We start from the raw sequence: 14,535 nt of genomic DNA, 5'->3' as shown, positions 1-14,535 counted from the left end.
GGTTCAGGCGGCAGCGACCGGGCGGCCGAGCGAGAGCATCAGTCGGTTCGCCCAGTTGAAGAACGCTGCCCCGTGGATGACGTCGGCGATCTCGAGATCGTCGAGGCCCGCCGCGCGCAGACGGGCGATCTCGTCGGCGCCGAACGCATTCGGGGTGTCGGTCAGCGCGACGGACGCCGCCACCACGGCGTTCCACCGCTCGCCGAGGTCGGCATCCACGCCCTCGTCGAGCAGGCGATCGACGTCGTCGACGCGCTTGCTGTGGTGCGCCGCGAAGCGCGAGTGCACCGAGGCGCAGAACACGCAGCCGTTGCGTCGGGATGCGGCCGTCGCCGAGAGCTCGCGCTCGGCGCGAGGCAGCCCTTCAGCGGCGTTGTAGAAGATGTCCTTGTCGACGAGCGTGCGCGCCTTGAGCACCTCGGGGTCGCGCGCGAGCAGACGGAAGTAGTCGTTCTTCGCGCGCGAGGCGTCGACGAGTCCGTCGTAGTGGCGCTCGGTCAGCTCCTCCTCGGCGAGTGGCGGGAGGTGAGGAGTCCAGCCGACCTCGGCCCGTGTGAACGCCTCGGGGTGCGGTGCGATGTCATGCAGCAGAGCGGTCATGCGGCGATTCCCTTCTGAAGTGCGGTCAGTCCTGTGACCACGCGCTGCTGGAACGCGAGGAACGACACCAGCTGCGACAGCGTCACGATGCCGTCGGCCGACCACCCCGCATCCACCAGCCGCTGGATGTCGTCCGCCGACGACTCCCGCGGACGGAACACGAGCAGGTGCGTGTGCGCGAGGGCCGCGGCGAGACGGTCGCCCAGCACTTCTGCGACCTCGGCCGACGGGGCGTAGCGCTCACCGTCGGTGTTCTCGGCCTGCAGCCCCGCCTCGGTGTAGGAGCCGAACGGCCCGGCGACCGCGGCATCCGTTGTCTCGGCGATCACGACCGCCGCGCGCTGCGGGTCCGCCGTCAGCGCCCGGTCTGCGTAGAACCTCCCTGTGGCGTCGTCGTCTCCGGCGAGGCGCGTGGCGAACGCGGCGATCAGCTCGCGCTCGGCCTGCGACACCTCCGTCGTCGAAACCGGCGCGAAGAGCGCATCGAAGCTCGCCTGCAGCTGCTCCCTGGTGACGGGGCGACGGCGCCGCAGCGCATCGAGCTCGGGCGTCACCCCCGCGATCTGATCGACGATGTCAGTGGTCATGCCTTCTCCTTGATGGTGTCGGTGCGGGTGTAGTCGAGAGCAGGGGCCACCTGCTCTGCGAACAGCTCGATCGAGCGCAGCACGTGCTCGTGCGGCGCGTCGACCGAGTGGACCTGGAATGCCACCTCGGTGGCTCTCGCGAGGGTCGAGTCGGAGGCGAGCGACTCGGCGACCTGCTCGGGGGTGCCGAGGTGGGTGTCGAGCGCGAGGATCAGCTCGTCGAGGTCGTCGCCGGGGATCGTCTGCCCCTGACGACGGAAGCCGTCGGCGGCACGGCGCAGGCCGACCTCCGCGAAGCGCAGGGCCTCGGCGCGGTCGTCTGCCACGAACACAGTGCGCGAGGCGGTGATGCGCGGAGCGGTGCCGTCGGGCAGAGCTTCGAGATACGCGTCGATGATCGGATCCTGCAGCGCCGAGAGCGGGGCGTTCAGCGCGTCCGTCGACCGCGGCTGGGTACGCGACAGCAGCAGGCCGTGTCCGTGGGTGCCGGCGCGGTGACCGCCTGGCGACGAGAACGTGGCCTGCCAGATGCGGTCGGCGAGGCTGCCGGCATCCGGATAGAGAGTGTTGTCCGCGCCGATGTCTCGCCCCGAGAGCGCGTCGAGGAGAAGTCGGAGCTTGCGGTCGTAGGTCGGCGCCTTGTCGCGCACGTCCTCGCCGAACGGGATGAACGACGCCGGCGTCCCTCCGCTTCCCAGCCCCAGATCGATGCGGCCGCCCGAGAGCAGATCGGCGACGACGGCATCCTCGGCGACGCGCACCGCATCTTCGAGCGGAAGCGTGACGACGCCGGTGCCCAGGCGGATGCGCGACGTCTGCGCGGCGACGTTCGCCAGGAACACGAGCGGTGAAGGGAGCCCGCCCTCCGCCGCACGGAAGTGATGCTGCGCCACCCAGGCACGTCCGACGCCGTGACGCTCGGCGTGCTGGATCTGCTCGGTGGCGAGCGCGTATCGCTCGGCAGGAGACGCGTCATCGAGCAGACGTGTGAAGAAGGCGATCGTGGGTCCGGTCATGCGGGCTGCTCCGTTCGTCCGGGGACGGCTGCGAGCAGTTCCCTGGTGTACTCGTGCTGAGGGTCGTGGAAGAGGTCCTCGGTGTTGCCCTCCTCGACGATGCGCCCGCGGCGCATGACCGAGACCGTGTGGCTGATCCGGCGCACGACGGCGAGATCGTGCGAGATGAACAGGTAGGTCAGGCCGAGTTCCGACTGCAGCGAGGTGAGCAGTTCGAGGATGCGCGCCTGCACCGTCACGTCGAGGGCCGAGACCGCCTCGTCGAGCACGACGATCTCGGGGTCGATGGCGAGCGCCCTCGCGATCGCCACCCGCTGCCGCTGACCGCCCGAGAGCTCGCCCGGCGTGCGTCGGGCGACGTCGCTCGGCAGCGACACCCTGTCGAGCAGCGCCAGCGAGCGCTCCCTGCGTTCGGCGCGCGAGCCGACGCCGAAGTTCTGCAGCGGCTCGGCGACGATGTCGACGATCTGCTGCCGCGGGTCCAACGACGCGAACGGGTTCTGATAGACGAGCTGGATGCGGCGACGCAGGGCGCGCAGGCGCTGCCCCGACAGCCCGGTCACATCCTCTCCGTCGATCTCGATCGCACCGGCATCCGGCTGATGGAACCGCGTGACCAGTCGCGCGGTCGTGGTCTTGCCCGAACCCGACTCCCCGACCAGGGCGTGCGTCGTTCCCCTGCGCACCCGGAACGACACGTCGTCGACCGCGCGGAAGCGCTCACGCCCGGCGACCGCGAACTCCTTCACGAGTCCGGTCGCGGTGATCGCGAACGGGTTCTCCGCGGCCACCGCCGCAGCATCCCTCAGGAATGGCGGTGCCTCCGGCCGACGGAAACCGGTGGTGAATGCCGGAGCGTCGGCGAGCAGCTGCTTCGTGTACCCGTCGGAGGGTGCTGCGAGCACCTGCGCGCTCGCGCCCTGCTCGACGATGCGCCCGTCCTTGAGCACCACCAGTCGCTGCGCGCGGTCGGCGGCGACTCCGAGATCGTGGGTGACGAGCAGGATGCTCGTGCCCTCCTCGCGGCGCAGCTCGTCGAGCAGATCGAGCACCTTGCGCTGCACGGTGGCATCCAGTGCGCTGGTCGGCTCGTCGGCGATCAGCAGGCGGGGGCGCAGGGCGATCGCGGATGCGATGAGCACGCGCTGGCGCATGCCCCCGGAGAGCTCGTGCGGGTACTGGCGCACGCGCAGGTCAGGGTCGTCGATGCCGACCCGCTCGAGCAGCTCGATCGCCCGCGCCCGGCGCGACCGACGGTCGCGGTGGCCGTGCAGCCGCAGCACCTCCTCGACCTGTGCGCCGATCGTGCGCACGGGATCGAGCGAGGTCACCGGGTCCTGCGGGACGAGACCGATCTCAGGACCGCGGATGCCGCGCAGCGCGCGATCCGACCAGCCCGAGATGTCGAGATCGCCGAGGCGCACCGCACCACCCTCGACCCTGCCGCCGGCCGGCAGCAGGCAGAGCAGGGCATGCGCGGTGGTGGACTTGCCCGACCCCGACTCGCCCACCAGCGCGAGCGCCTCCCCCTCGGCGATCTCGAACGAGACGCCGTGCACGACCTCGCGCCGACCCTCCCTGGTGGCGTACGAGACCCTGAGGTCGTCGACGGCGAGAACGGTCATCGTGATCTCCTTCCGATGCGGTGCGAGATGCGGTTGGCACTGAGCACGACCGCGACCACGACAAGACCGGGCAGCGCGGTCAGCCACCAGGCGGTGGCGGTGTAGTTGCGACCCTCGGCGATGAGCAGACCCCATTCGGGGGTGGGCGGCGGAGCCCCGTAGCCGAGGAAGCCGAGTGTCGAGATCGCCAGGATCGCGGTGCCGAACTGCAATGCGGCGAGCGCCACGATCGGGGTGAGCGAGTTCGGCAGCACATGCCGGCGGAGCACCGTGAAGAACGTGCCACCGCTGCCGTACGCCGCCTCGACGTACTCGCTGCGACGCACCCGCGCGACCTCCGACCGCATCAGACGGGCGAACGCCGCGACGCTGCCGAGACCGACGGCGATGGCCGCGTTCACCGTGCCGAATCCGAGCAGGATGATCACCGAGAGCGACAGCAGCAGGCCGGGGATCGCCAGCAGCACGTCGACCACGCGCATCAGGATGTCGTCGACGACGCCGCCGACGGCTCCGGCGATCGCGCCGAGGATGGTGCCCAGCGCGAGGCCGAGCGTGACGGCGATGAGGGCGCCGGAGAGCGAGTGCACGGCGCCGTGCACGACGCGCCCGAACAGGTCGCGCCCCAGGGTGTCGGTGCCGAACCAGTGCGCCGCGCTCGGCGGCAGCAGCTTGTCTGCAGGGGTGCCGGTGAGCGGGTCACCCGGGGCGAACGCCCCGGGGATCACCGCCCAGAGCACTGCGAGAGCGATCACGGCGACAGCGAGGTACAGATCCCACTGTCGTGCCCCGAGTCGCCGAGGTCGGCTGCTCGGGACGGATGCCGTGGCATCCTGCTGCGGAGGCTCGACGGCGGGGTCGGCGGATGCGGCGATGGCTGCGACGGTCATGCCGAGACTCCTGTCTTCGAGAGGGCGCGCTGGCGGGGATCGATCAGCGGGGTGACGAGGTCGACGGCGAAGCTGATGAGAACGAAGCCGAGCGCCGACAGCAGCACGACGCCCTGCAGCACGGGGATGTCCTGGTTGGACACCGCCTGCTCGGTGAGCCTGCCGATGCCGGTGCGGCCGAACACGGTCTCGGTGACGACCGCTCCCCCGACCAGTTCGCCGAAGAGCACGCCGGCGATCGTGAGCGTCGGCAGCGCCGCGTTGCGCGCCACCGAGCGGGTGAGGACCCACGATGGCGGTGCGCCCTTGGCGCGCACCACGGTGATGAAGGGCTGCGCCTGCACCTGGTCGATCGCTCGCACCAGCACCTGTGCGAGTGGCGCCGAGATCGGCACGGCGAGCGTGAGCACGGGCAGGATCAGCCCCGCGACCGGATCGGCGCCGACGACCGGCACCCAGCCGAGGCCGAACGAGAAGACCTGGATGAGCAGGATGCCGAGCCAGAAGACCGGCACGGCGACGAACAGACCCGGCACCTGGCGGATGCCGTCGCGCAGCCAGGCGAACGGTGCGAGCGAGGAGAGTCCTGCGACGAGCACCGCGATCAGCAGCGCCACCACGAGTCCGAGCGACGCGAGCAGCAGGGTCGACGGCAGCGCCTCGGCGAGCATCGTCAGCACCGGGGTGCCGAACTGCGTCGAGAAGCCGAAGTCGCCGCCGAGGAACCCGAGCCCCGCATGCAGGTACTGCTGCCACCACGGCAGGTCGGTGCCGTACGTGGCGCGGATCCCGTCGAGCTGCTCCGGCGACAGCCCGAGGCTGGGGTCGGAGAACTTGATCAGGATCGCGTCGCCCGGCAGCAGCTGCAGCAGGAAGAAGGTGGCCGTGAAGGCCGCGATCAGGACGATCGCGGCCTGCCCGGCCCGTCGGAGGACGAAGTTCATCGATGCACCGTGTCGCTCGGGCTCAGTGCTCGGAGAGCCAGACGCCCGAGAAGGTGGGGCGACCGACCGACTCGAAGTCCACGCCGTGCACATAGGTCGCGGTGCCGTAGACCTGCGGCTCCTCGAACAGCGGGATGACGTATGCCTGCTCGGCGATGTAGTCCTGCACGGCCTGCGAGGCCTCGGCGCGCTTCCCGGTGTCCGGCTCCGAGGCGACCGCCTCCAGCAGAGCGTCGAGCTCGGCGTCGTTCGAGATCAGCACGTCGCGGTTCTTCGTGTGGTACTGGCTCTTGATCACGTCGAAGTCCGCGCGTCCGACCATCGAGTGGTAGAACCCCGTCTTCAGCGCGTCACGCGTGTCCTCGGCATACGAACCCGCATCCGCCGGCTTCACCGTGAGCTCCACACCGACCTTCGCGAGCTGCTGGGCGACGAGTTCGAGCGTCTGCTTCGAGAGCGGCTGCGGAGCGGCCTCGTAGACGGTGATCGACAGACGCTCTCCGTCCTTCTCGCGGATGCCGTCGGATCCCTCCGTCCATCCGGCCTCGTCGAGCAGCTCCTCGGCCTTCTCCGGGTCGTAGGCGTAGTGCTCGGACTCATCCTTGTAGCCGAGCGCCTCCTGCGACAGCACCGACGTCGCGACCGGGTAGTTCTCGGTGAACAGGGTGTCGACGACCTCCTGAGCGTCGACGGCGGCGACGAGGGCCTGACGCACCTTGATGTCGGCCAGAAGCGGGTTCTCGGGGCGCAGCGCGATGGAGTTGTTCACTCCGCGGGTCTGCGGCGCGTAGAGCGTGAAGCCCGCGCTCTCGACGCGATCCTCGTCGAAGGCCTGCACGTAGCGCACGTAGTCCGCCTGACCGGCGAGCAGCGAGCCGATGCGCACCGAGTCCTCGGGCGTCACGAGGACATGCACGGCGTCGACGTAGGGCCGCCCCTGGTTTTCGGCGCTCTCGGGTGCCCACGCGTAGTCCTCGCGAGCGGTCAGAGTGAACTCGGTGCCCAGCTTCTCGTCGGTGACCGTGAAGGGCCCTGCGCCGACGATGGCCTCGGCGTTGCCCGCACCGAAGTCCTCGATCGTGCCGTCGAGCGTGTCGGAGGAGAGGAGTCCGGAGTTGATGGTGGAGGTCGCCTGCAGGAACCCCGGGGCCGGGGCCGAGAAGCGGAACGTGACGGTGTCGTCGTCGACGACCTCGCTCGATGCGTAGTTGTTGATCGCCTCCGAGACGGTGAGTCCGCGCTCCGGATCGCCCAGGCCGTAGGTGTCGAAGTTCTTCGCCACGGCTGCGGCATCCACCGGGGTGCCGTCCGAGAACGTCACATCCGGCTTCAGGTTGAACGTGTACTCGGTGGCGTCGGCGTTCACCGTCCAGTCCGACGCGATCCACGGCTCGATCTCGAGCGAGTCCGGGTTCTGCCAGGTGAGGCGGGCGGTGATGTTGTTGACCACGCCGCCATTCGGATAGAACCCCGCCTGCGGCGGATACAGGTTCGTGAACGTCTGGTGCTCGAGGTACGTGAGCGTGCCCCCGGTGATGGGGTCGCCGCCGGCGTCCGACTTGCCGGAGGGAGCCGGAGACGAGGCGCACGCCGCGAGGCTCGCGGCGAGGACGAGCGGAAGCGCGACTGCTGCTGCGCGGATGAGACGGCGGGTCATGCGGTCCTCCTGGGAAGGGATGCTGTGGTTCGTGGTGTGCGGGTGATGGTCACGCTAGGGACTCCCCGAGCCCCGCCGCGAATGGAGTCGTCACGCGCGGACGTGACCTGTCATGAGGCGTCATGACAGGTCACCGGGCGCAATCCGGCGTAATGATCCAGGGGGTCACCGGGTGGCGAGCGCGGACGAGGCTGCGTCTCGTCGGCCGACACCGAGACGGTCGCGCAAGGTGCCGGTGCTGCCCTCGTCCGCGCGCCTGAGCAGGCCACGGCGACGCAGCTCTGGCCCCGCAAGGCGCGTGAACGCCTCGAACTGCGCGGGCTGGAAGGCCGACAGCACGTTGAAGCCGTCCGCCGCACCCTCGTCGCGCCAGGTCTCGAAGTGATAGGCGATCGTGGAGGCATCGCCGACCACGAAGGCTGCGGGCACGGCGTGCACCGCCACCAGATGGCGCCAGGTGAGCGCGTGCGAGCTGCCCTGCCCCTCGACGTGCAGTCCCGCGATGCGGGCGAGCCGGTCGATCAGCGCGGCGCCGGCGTCGCCCAGTCGCCGCGCATCATCCGCTGATACCTCGTCGTCGAAACCGGCCGCGCGCAGCCGGTCGTCCGGTGCCACCCCGAGCGCGTCGGCCAGTGCCGCGACCGATCGGTTCGTCGGGAAGGCCGCGCGCGACGGCTGATGCCCTTCGGCGAGGGGCACGAGGGCGAGCAGCCGTTCGACGATGCGGTGCGCCTCGGCATCCGAGTCGGCGACGACGGGAAGCACGGGAGCGATCACCGCGAGCGCCTCGGGCGAGCGCCCGGCGGCGGCTGCGATGTCGCGCAGGTCACGCCGGGTGGCGATCGCATCCGCGAGGTTCGGGGCCGCGATCAGTGCCAGGTCTGCCTCGGTGGCCGCGAGCACGCGCGACCGAGCAGACGTCCCCGCGTGCACGATCGGGATCTGCCCCTGCGGCGGCCTGGCCACGTTCAGCGGACCGGAGACCCGCAGATGCTCCCCGTCCAGGTCGGCGCCACGGAGGCCGTCCGGGTCGATCAGCACGCCGCGCTCGGCATCCGCGATCCAGGCGTCGTCACTCCACGAGTCCCACAGGCGTCGCAGCGCCGCGACGAACTCCTCGGCGCGGTCGTATCGGGTCTCGTTGTCGGCGTGCGCGTCTCGGCCGTGGTTGCCCGCGGCGCGAGGCTCGGCGCCGGTGACGAGGTTGATGCCGGCGCGTCCACGGGTCAGCACGTCGAGGGAGGCGAGCGAGCGAGCGGTCGCGTAGGGGTCGGCGTAGGTCGTGTTCACGGTGGCGATGAGGCCGATGCGCGACGTGACGCCGGCGAGGAACAGCACCGCACTCACCGGGTCTATGCGCGCCAGCAGATACGGGTCGCGGAACTCGAGGTCGGGCCCGGTGGCCAGCCAGTCGCCGAAGAACAGGTAGTCGAGCCCGGCGTCCTCGCCCTCGCGCGCGATGTGACGGAGGATGTCGGCATCCGACGAGGGGTTCCGGTGCGCTCCCGGCTGACGCCAACCCGACGGATAGGCGCCGAGGGTGCGCACCATGGCGCCGATGATGAGGGGTTCGGTCATGCCCCCGAAAGTACGAGCGCCGTGGGCGGCCGCCAATCGCCGGGGAAGCTCGGAGACACGCAGCGCAATACGCCGACACATCCTCGCGGCGATCCAGCTGTCGGTGCGACCCTCTACGCTGAGACCATGACTGGTCTTCGTTGGGGAATCCTCGCGACCGGCGGCATCGCCGGCGCGTTCGCATCCGATCTGCGCACGGCAGGGCTCGACCTCGTCGCTGTCGGCTCGCGCTCGCAGGAGTCGGCCGACGCGTTCGCGGCCCGCTTCGACATCCCCCGCGCGCACCCCACGTACGAGGCCCTCGTCGCCGACCCGGACGTCGACATCATCTACGTCTCCACGCCGCACCCGCTGCACCACGAGAACGCCCGCCTCGCGCTCGAGGCCGGCAAGCACGTGCTGGTCGAGAAGGCCTTCACCCTCAACCGGGGCGAGGCCGAAGACCTGCAGCGCCTCGCCGCCGAACGCGGGCTGCTGGCGATGGAGGCCATGTGGACCCGGTATCTGCCGCACATGGTGCGCATCCGCGAGATCGTCGCCGACGGAACGCTCGGAGAGATCCGCGCCGTCACCGCCGACCACACCCAGCTCCTGCCGGACGACCCCACCCACCGCCTGAACGCTCTCGAACTCGGCGGCGGTGCACTGCTCGACCTCGGGATCTACCCGATCTCGTTCGTGTGGGACGTCCTGGGCGCCCCGACCGCCGTCCACGCCGTGGCCCGGCTCATCGAGACCGGAGCGGATGCCGAGGTCGCCACCGTCATGACCCACGAGGGCGGCGCGATCTCGACCACTCTCTCCTCGTCGCGAGCCGCCGGCCCGAACGCCGCGAGCATCGTCGGCACGAAGGCCCGCATCGACATCGATCGCGTCTGGTACACCCCGACGACCTTCCGCGTCGTGCTCCCCGACGGCACAGTCGTCGAGGAGTACGTGTCCGAGGTGGCCGGCCGCGGCATGCAGTATCAGGCGCATGCGGCCGAGCGCCTCGTCGCCGACGGCGTGCTCGAGGGAGACATCCTGCCGATCGCAGAGAGTGTCGCGATCATGGGAACGCTCGACGACATCCGCGCCCAGATCGGGGTGCGCTACCCGCGCGAAGGAGTCAACCATGGCTGAAGCCAACGACGCCCGTGTCGCCGTCTATCTCGACTTCGACAACATCGTCATCTCCTGGTACGACCGCGTGCACGGACGCAACGCCTACGGCAAAGACCGTCAGCGCATCACCGAGAACCCGACCGATCCCGAGGTCACCGAGCGGCTCTCCCGCGCCATGATCGAGGTCGGGGCGATCATCGACTACGCGGCGTCCTTCGGCACACTCGTGCTCACGCGTGCCTACGCCGACTGGTCGTCGCCGGTGAACGCCGTGTACCGCTCGCAGCTCGTGGCCCGCGCCGTCGATCTCGTGCAGCTCTTCCCGGCCGCCGCCTATGCGAAGAACGGCGCTGACATCCGCCTCGCCGTCGACGCGGTCGAAGACATGTTCCGTCTGCCCGACCTCACGCACGTCGTGATCGTCGCCGGCGACAGCGACTACGTCCCCCTCGCGCAGCGCTGCAAGCGCCTCGGCCGCTACGTCATCGGCGTCGGCGTCGCGGGGTCCACGGCCAAGTCGCTCGCCGCGGCGTGCGATGAGTTCGAGGCATACGACTCGCTGCCCGGAGTGGTGCGCCCGAGCAAGACCGCTCCGGCCACCGTCGTCGCGGTGCCGGAAGCCACAGTCGAACCCGCCGTCGAACCGGCCGCAGAGCCTGCCGCGAAGACGAGGACGAGGCAGCCTGCCAAGACCGCCAAGGCCAAGGCCCAGGCAGCCGCCACCACGGCTGCGAGCGCGACTCCGGCCAAGGTCGACGAACACGCCGAGGGTACGGAGCAGGGCGAGGCGACAGAGCTGCTGCATCGCGCGCTGCGTCTCGGGCATGACAAGGCCGACGCCGACGAATGGCTGCACAGCTCGGCCGTGAAGACGCACATGCGCCGCATGGACCCCTCCTTCAGCGAGAAGGCCCTCGGCTACCGGTCGTTCTCGGACTTCCTCAAGTCGCGCGAGAGCATCGCAGAGCTCGAGGAGACCGGGCACGAGCGTCTCGTGAAGCTGCGCGACTCGGCCTGACCCCGCACGACTCGACCGGCCTGTCACGCCACCGGACGATCACTCCTCGAAGTCGTATTCCTGGAAGGCGGCGACCTCGGGCACCCAGCGCTCCGACACGAACGCGGTGTGCGCAGGGTGCGCGTCGTAGGCGCGGTACGCCGCTCGGTCGTGGAACACCATCGAGAACTGGTGCTCCAGGTCGCTCTTCGGGCTCACCTGGCGACGGATCGCGAAGTCCTCGACCCCGGGGATCGACGTGAGCACGGCTCTGGCGGTGGCGAGGAACTCGCGCTCCTCGGGGCTGCCCGCCTCGTGCACGAGGCGGAAGACGACGGTGTGCTGGATGGTCATGCGGTGTCTCCGGTCGTCTGGTTGCTGAAGGCGGCGTCGAAGGACGCGGTGGGCACGGGCCACAGCAGCGACCGCACGTAGGCGAGCGCCTGCGGAGCCCCGTGCAGGCGGTCCATTCCGGCATCCTCCCACTCGATCGAGATGGGACCCTCATAGCCGATCGCGCCCAGCGCGCGGAACGAGTCCTCCCATGGCACGTCGCCGTGACCCGTCGAGACGAAGTCCCACCCGCGCCGGGGATCCCCCCATGGCAGGTGCGAGCCGAGCACTCCCGCACGCCCGTTGTGCGGCCGCATCCGGGTGTCCTTGCAGTCGACGTGATAGATCCGGTCGGCGAAGTCGACGATGAACCCGACCGGGTCGATGTTCTGCCACATCATGTGCGACGGGTCCCAGTTGAACCCGAACGCCTCGCGGTGGTCGATCGCATCCAACGCCCGCACCGACGACCAGTAGTCATAGGCGATCTCGCCCGGATGCACCTCGTGCGCGAAGCGCACGCCCTCGCCGTCGAACACGTCGAGGATCGGGTTCCAGCGGGCGGCGAAGTCGTCGAAACCGGCCTCGATGACGGATGCCGGCACCGGCGGGAACATCGCCAGATACGGCCAGATCGACGAGCCGGTGAACCCCACGACGGTGTCGACGCCGAGCTTGCGCGCCACTCGAGCCGCGCGTCTCATGTCCTCCGCCGCGCGGCCGCGCACGCCCTCCGCCTCCCCGTCTCCCCACACGTAGTCGCGCAGGATCGCCCGGTGGCGGAAGTCGATGGGCGCATCGCACACCGCCTGCCCCGCGAGATGATTCGAGATCGCGAAGATCTGCAGTCCGTGTCGGTCGAGGATCTCGAGGCGCGAGGCGACGTACGCGTCATCCTCATCGGCCCGCCGCAGGTCGAGGTGATCGCCCGAGGCGGCGACCTCGAGGCCGTCGTACCCCCACTTCGCCGCGAGGCGCGCGACCTCCTCGAAGGGCAGATCTGCCCATTGGCCGGTGAACAGGGTGACCGGGTGCGTGGTCATGGACACTCCTTCGTATCGCGTGACGGTTTCAGGCGCCGAGCACTCTCAGCGCCTGGATGCTGCGTGCGGCGAGTTCGTCCTGACTCTCCGCGAGTGGTCGCCACACGGACGCGGCGACCGCGATCGTCGCGTTCTCACCCGTGAAGCTCTCGAGCCCGAGCGGGCCCCGATACCCCGCGTCGTCGAGGGCTCGCAGGATCTCCGGCCAATCGGTGTGATCGTCGCCGACCGCTCCCCGATCGCTGCCGCACACCTGCACGTGGGCGATCGCCGACCCCGCCGCACGGATGGCCTGCGTCGGCTTCTTCTCCTCGATGTTCAGGTGATAGGTGTCGAGAGCGAGCCCCACGCCCGCACCGAGCAACGGCGCGAGCGCGTCGAGGCTCTGCTCGACGGTGTTGAGCACGCTGGTCTCATAGCGGTTGAGCGGCTCGATGGCGAGGGTGACCCCGGCATCGGCGGCATCCGATGCCAGCGGTTCGAGGTTCTCGCGCAGCTCCCGCACCATCTGAGCGCGTTCATCCGCCGACATCCGCCAGGTCGCGCCCGTGGGTGCGTAGAAGGGGCCGGCGACCACGGCGGAGCCGAGCATCGCCGCTGCGGCGATGCACGCTCGCAGGTAGTCCTGGGTCGCGCCGACGTCGCCCGCCTGCGCGAGCAGCGAGCGCCCCGGCCCCATGGCTCCGATGACGATGGCGCCGAGGCCGAGCTCGTCGAGCACGTCGCGGGATCGCGCCGGATCCCAGTCCCCGATGCTCTCGAGCGGCAGTTCGAGCGCCTGATACCCCATGGCGGCGGCCCTGCGCGCGAGCGGTACGAGCGTCGCGTCGGTGAGCGGAGACGTCCACACCCACGTGTTGACGGCGATCGTGCGAGGCATCCTGCTCCTTCGGGGATGACGCGAGTGCTCCCACCCTCCCATCCGCGGGACGCGGAGGGAAGGGCGGGAGCATCACAGAGGGTTACGGGATCTGACGTTCCTGCCACACCGTCGGGTAGCCGGGGAGGTTCTCCCCGCCGAACTTCGCGTAGTGCCCGTCAGGCATGCCCTCGTTGGCGGCGAGGTAGTCGTCGAGCTCTCCCTCGGTGATCGGCTTCTGCGGCAGCACCCACTCCTTCGGCACCTCTTCACCCGCGAAGATCATCTGCGCGGCGAGCAGGGGCGTGCGCCATTGGAAGTTCGAGTAGACCGGTGCGAGACCGGTGAGACCCGTGTCCTTCCACTTGCGGAGGAAGCTCATCTCGTCTTCTCCGGTCATCACCGGGTAATCGGCGCCGGCGTCCTCGAAGGCCTCGATCGCGGCGACAGCGCCGTCACCGGCATCCATCCAGACGCCCTGGACATCGCCCTTGGCGAGCTCGTCGCTGATGATGCTCTTGATCTCTGCCGGGTCCGCGCCTGTGAAGTAGTCCACCGCCTCGATACCCGCCTCGTCGAAGAGCTTCTCCGCCGCGGCCCACCGGTGCTCGAGCACGTCGACGCCGGGGAGGATGCGGAGCGCCACGACCTTGTCGCCCTCTTCGAGGTTGTCGATGAGGAACTCGGCGGTGTCGATGCCCCACGCGAATCCGCCGATCGGGTGGATGAACGTGACGGGGCAGTCGGTGTCGACGCCGCGGTCGAACACGATCACCGGCTTGCCGGTCTCGCATGCCCGCTCGACGGCCGGGGTCATCGCCGCGGTGCTGTTGGGCGAGATGAGGAAGACGTCGCAGTCGCCCTCCGAGATGAAGTAGTCGATGTCGGCGATCTGCGTGTCATCGGAGTCCTGCGCGTCGCGGGTCTCCATCTCGCTGATCGCGCCGGCCTCCTGCAGAGACTTCAGCTGCTCGTTCATCGTGATCCAGCCCGTCTGCCGCCACGGGTTCGAGATCGAGGCGTTCGCGAAGCAGGCCTTCTTGGCCCCTTCGCTCGCGAACTCCGAGGTGTCGACCATCTCGGCGTTGATGTGCTGGAGGTACGGCTCGTCCGCCGGGCCCTGGGGCTCGACGCCCCGCTCCTCCATCTGCTTGTCGAAGAGCTCCTGGTCGAACCACTCGGTGGTCTCCGCCGACTCCTCCGGGTTCTCCGACTCCGCCGGCGCCACGGACGGGTCTGTCGTACACCCGGCGAGCGCGATGAGGCCGAAGAGAGCCACCCCTGCGGTGGCGATCTTCATTG

At 69.8% G+C, this 14,535-nt stretch carries 14 protein-coding genes; 2 read left to right on the top strand and 12 right to left on the bottom strand.

Features of this window, described 5'->3' with window-relative positions; genetic code table 11:
• Positions 1 to 3: 3 nt before the first annotated feature.
• The 8 genes from RU09_RS03030 to RU09_RS02995 form a co-directional block, all read right to left on the bottom strand.
• Entirely contained in the window at positions 4 to 600 is a 597-nt protein-coding gene (locus RU09_RS03030) for an alkylhydroperoxidase domain protein (protein WP_042537350.1), read from the bottom strand.
• Entirely contained in the window at positions 597 to 1,187 is a 591-nt protein-coding gene (locus tag RU09_RS03025) for a CMD domain protein (protein ID WP_042537347.1), read from the bottom strand. Before RU09_RS03025 ends, RU09_RS03030 begins: the two co-directional genes overlap by 4 nt.
• Entirely contained in the window at positions 1,184 to 2,203 is a 1,020-nt protein-coding gene (locus RU09_RS03020) for a putative FMN-dependent luciferase-like monooxygenase (protein ID WP_042537345.1), read from the bottom strand. Before RU09_RS03020 ends, RU09_RS03025 begins: the two co-directional genes overlap by 4 nt.
• A complete protein-coding gene (locus tag RU09_RS03015; RefSeq protein WP_042537343.1) occupies positions 2,200 to 3,828 on the bottom strand; it encodes a dipeptide ABC transporter ATP-binding protein in 1,629 nt (542 codons plus the stop codon). The genes RU09_RS03020 and RU09_RS03015 overlap by 4 nt, the downstream gene beginning before the upstream one ends.
• Entirely contained in the window at positions 3,825 to 4,718 is an 894-nt protein-coding gene (locus RU09_RS03010) for an ABC transporter permease (protein ID WP_042537341.1), read from the bottom strand. Before RU09_RS03010 ends, RU09_RS03015 begins: the two co-directional genes overlap by 4 nt.
• Positions 4,715 to 5,662, bottom strand: coding sequence for an ABC transporter permease (locus RU09_RS03005; RefSeq protein ID WP_042537339.1), 948 nt, complete (start codon positions 5,660 to 5,662; stop codon positions 4,715 to 4,717). The genes RU09_RS03010 and RU09_RS03005 overlap by 4 nt, the downstream gene beginning before the upstream one ends.
• A 22-nt stretch (positions 5,663 to 5,684) precedes the next feature.
• Entirely contained in the window at positions 5,685 to 7,319 is a 1,635-nt protein-coding gene (locus RU09_RS03000) for a TIGR04028 family ABC transporter substrate-binding protein (protein ID WP_042537337.1), read from the bottom strand.
• Between the two features lie 165 nt (positions 7,320 to 7,484).
• Positions 7,485 to 8,897 (bottom strand): NtaA/DmoA family FMN-dependent monooxygenase, encoded by a 1,413-nt coding sequence (locus RU09_RS02995; protein WP_042537335.1) that lies wholly within the window; start codon positions 8,895 to 8,897, stop codon positions 7,485 to 7,487.
• Positions 8,898 to 9,023: 126 nt separating this feature from the next.
• On the opposite strand from RU09_RS02995, the gene RU09_RS02990 reads away from it, so the two are divergent.
• Positions 9,024 to 10,019, top strand: coding sequence for a Gfo/Idh/MocA family protein (locus tag RU09_RS02990; RefSeq protein ID WP_042537333.1), 996 nt, complete (start codon positions 9,024 to 9,026; stop codon positions 10,017 to 10,019).
• Positions 10,012 to 11,019, top strand: a complete 1,008-nt coding sequence (locus RU09_RS02985) for an NYN domain-containing protein (protein WP_042537331.1) — start codon at positions 10,012 to 10,014, stop codon at positions 11,017 to 11,019. Before RU09_RS02990 ends, RU09_RS02985 begins: the two co-directional genes overlap by 8 nt.
• 39 nt (positions 11,020 to 11,058) lie before the next feature.
• On the opposite strand, the gene RU09_RS02980 is transcribed toward RU09_RS02985, so the two are convergent.
• The 4 genes from RU09_RS02980 to RU09_RS02965 all read right to left on the bottom strand — a co-directional run bounded on the left by RU09_RS02980 (position 11,059) and on the right by RU09_RS02965 (position 14,533).
• Positions 11,059 to 11,352 carry a Dabb family protein gene (locus RU09_RS02980; protein WP_042537330.1) on the bottom strand — a complete coding sequence of 98 codons (294 nt, stop codon included), beginning with the start codon at positions 11,350 to 11,352 and terminating at the stop codon, positions 11,059 to 11,061.
• Complete coding sequence (locus tag RU09_RS02975) at positions 11,349 to 12,374, bottom strand: sugar phosphate isomerase/epimerase family protein (protein ID WP_042537328.1); 1,026 nt, start codon at positions 12,372 to 12,374, stop codon at positions 11,349 to 11,351. Before RU09_RS02975 ends, RU09_RS02980 begins: the two co-directional genes overlap by 4 nt.
• Before the next feature lie 28 nt (positions 12,375 to 12,402).
• The gene (locus tag RU09_RS02970; protein ID WP_042537326.1) at positions 12,403 to 13,254 is read right to left on the bottom strand and encodes a sugar phosphate isomerase/epimerase family protein; all 852 of its coding nucleotides are present in this window, start codon (positions 13,252 to 13,254) and stop codon (positions 12,403 to 12,405) included.
• Between the two features lie 82 nt (positions 13,255 to 13,336).
• On the bottom strand, positions 13,337 to 14,533 hold the full coding sequence (locus tag RU09_RS02965) for a substrate-binding domain-containing protein (RefSeq protein ID WP_376708820.1): 1,197 nt from the start codon (positions 14,531 to 14,533) through the stop codon (positions 13,337 to 13,339).
• Positions 14,534 to 14,535 lie beyond the last annotated feature (2 nt).

Source organism: Microbacterium sp. MEJ108Y (genome assembly GCF_000834175.1).
In the GTDB taxonomy this organism is placed as follows: Bacteria; Actinomycetota; Actinomycetes; order Actinomycetales; family Microbacteriaceae; genus Microbacterium; species Microbacterium forte.
This window is presented reverse-complemented; position numbering and strand designations above follow the sequence as displayed.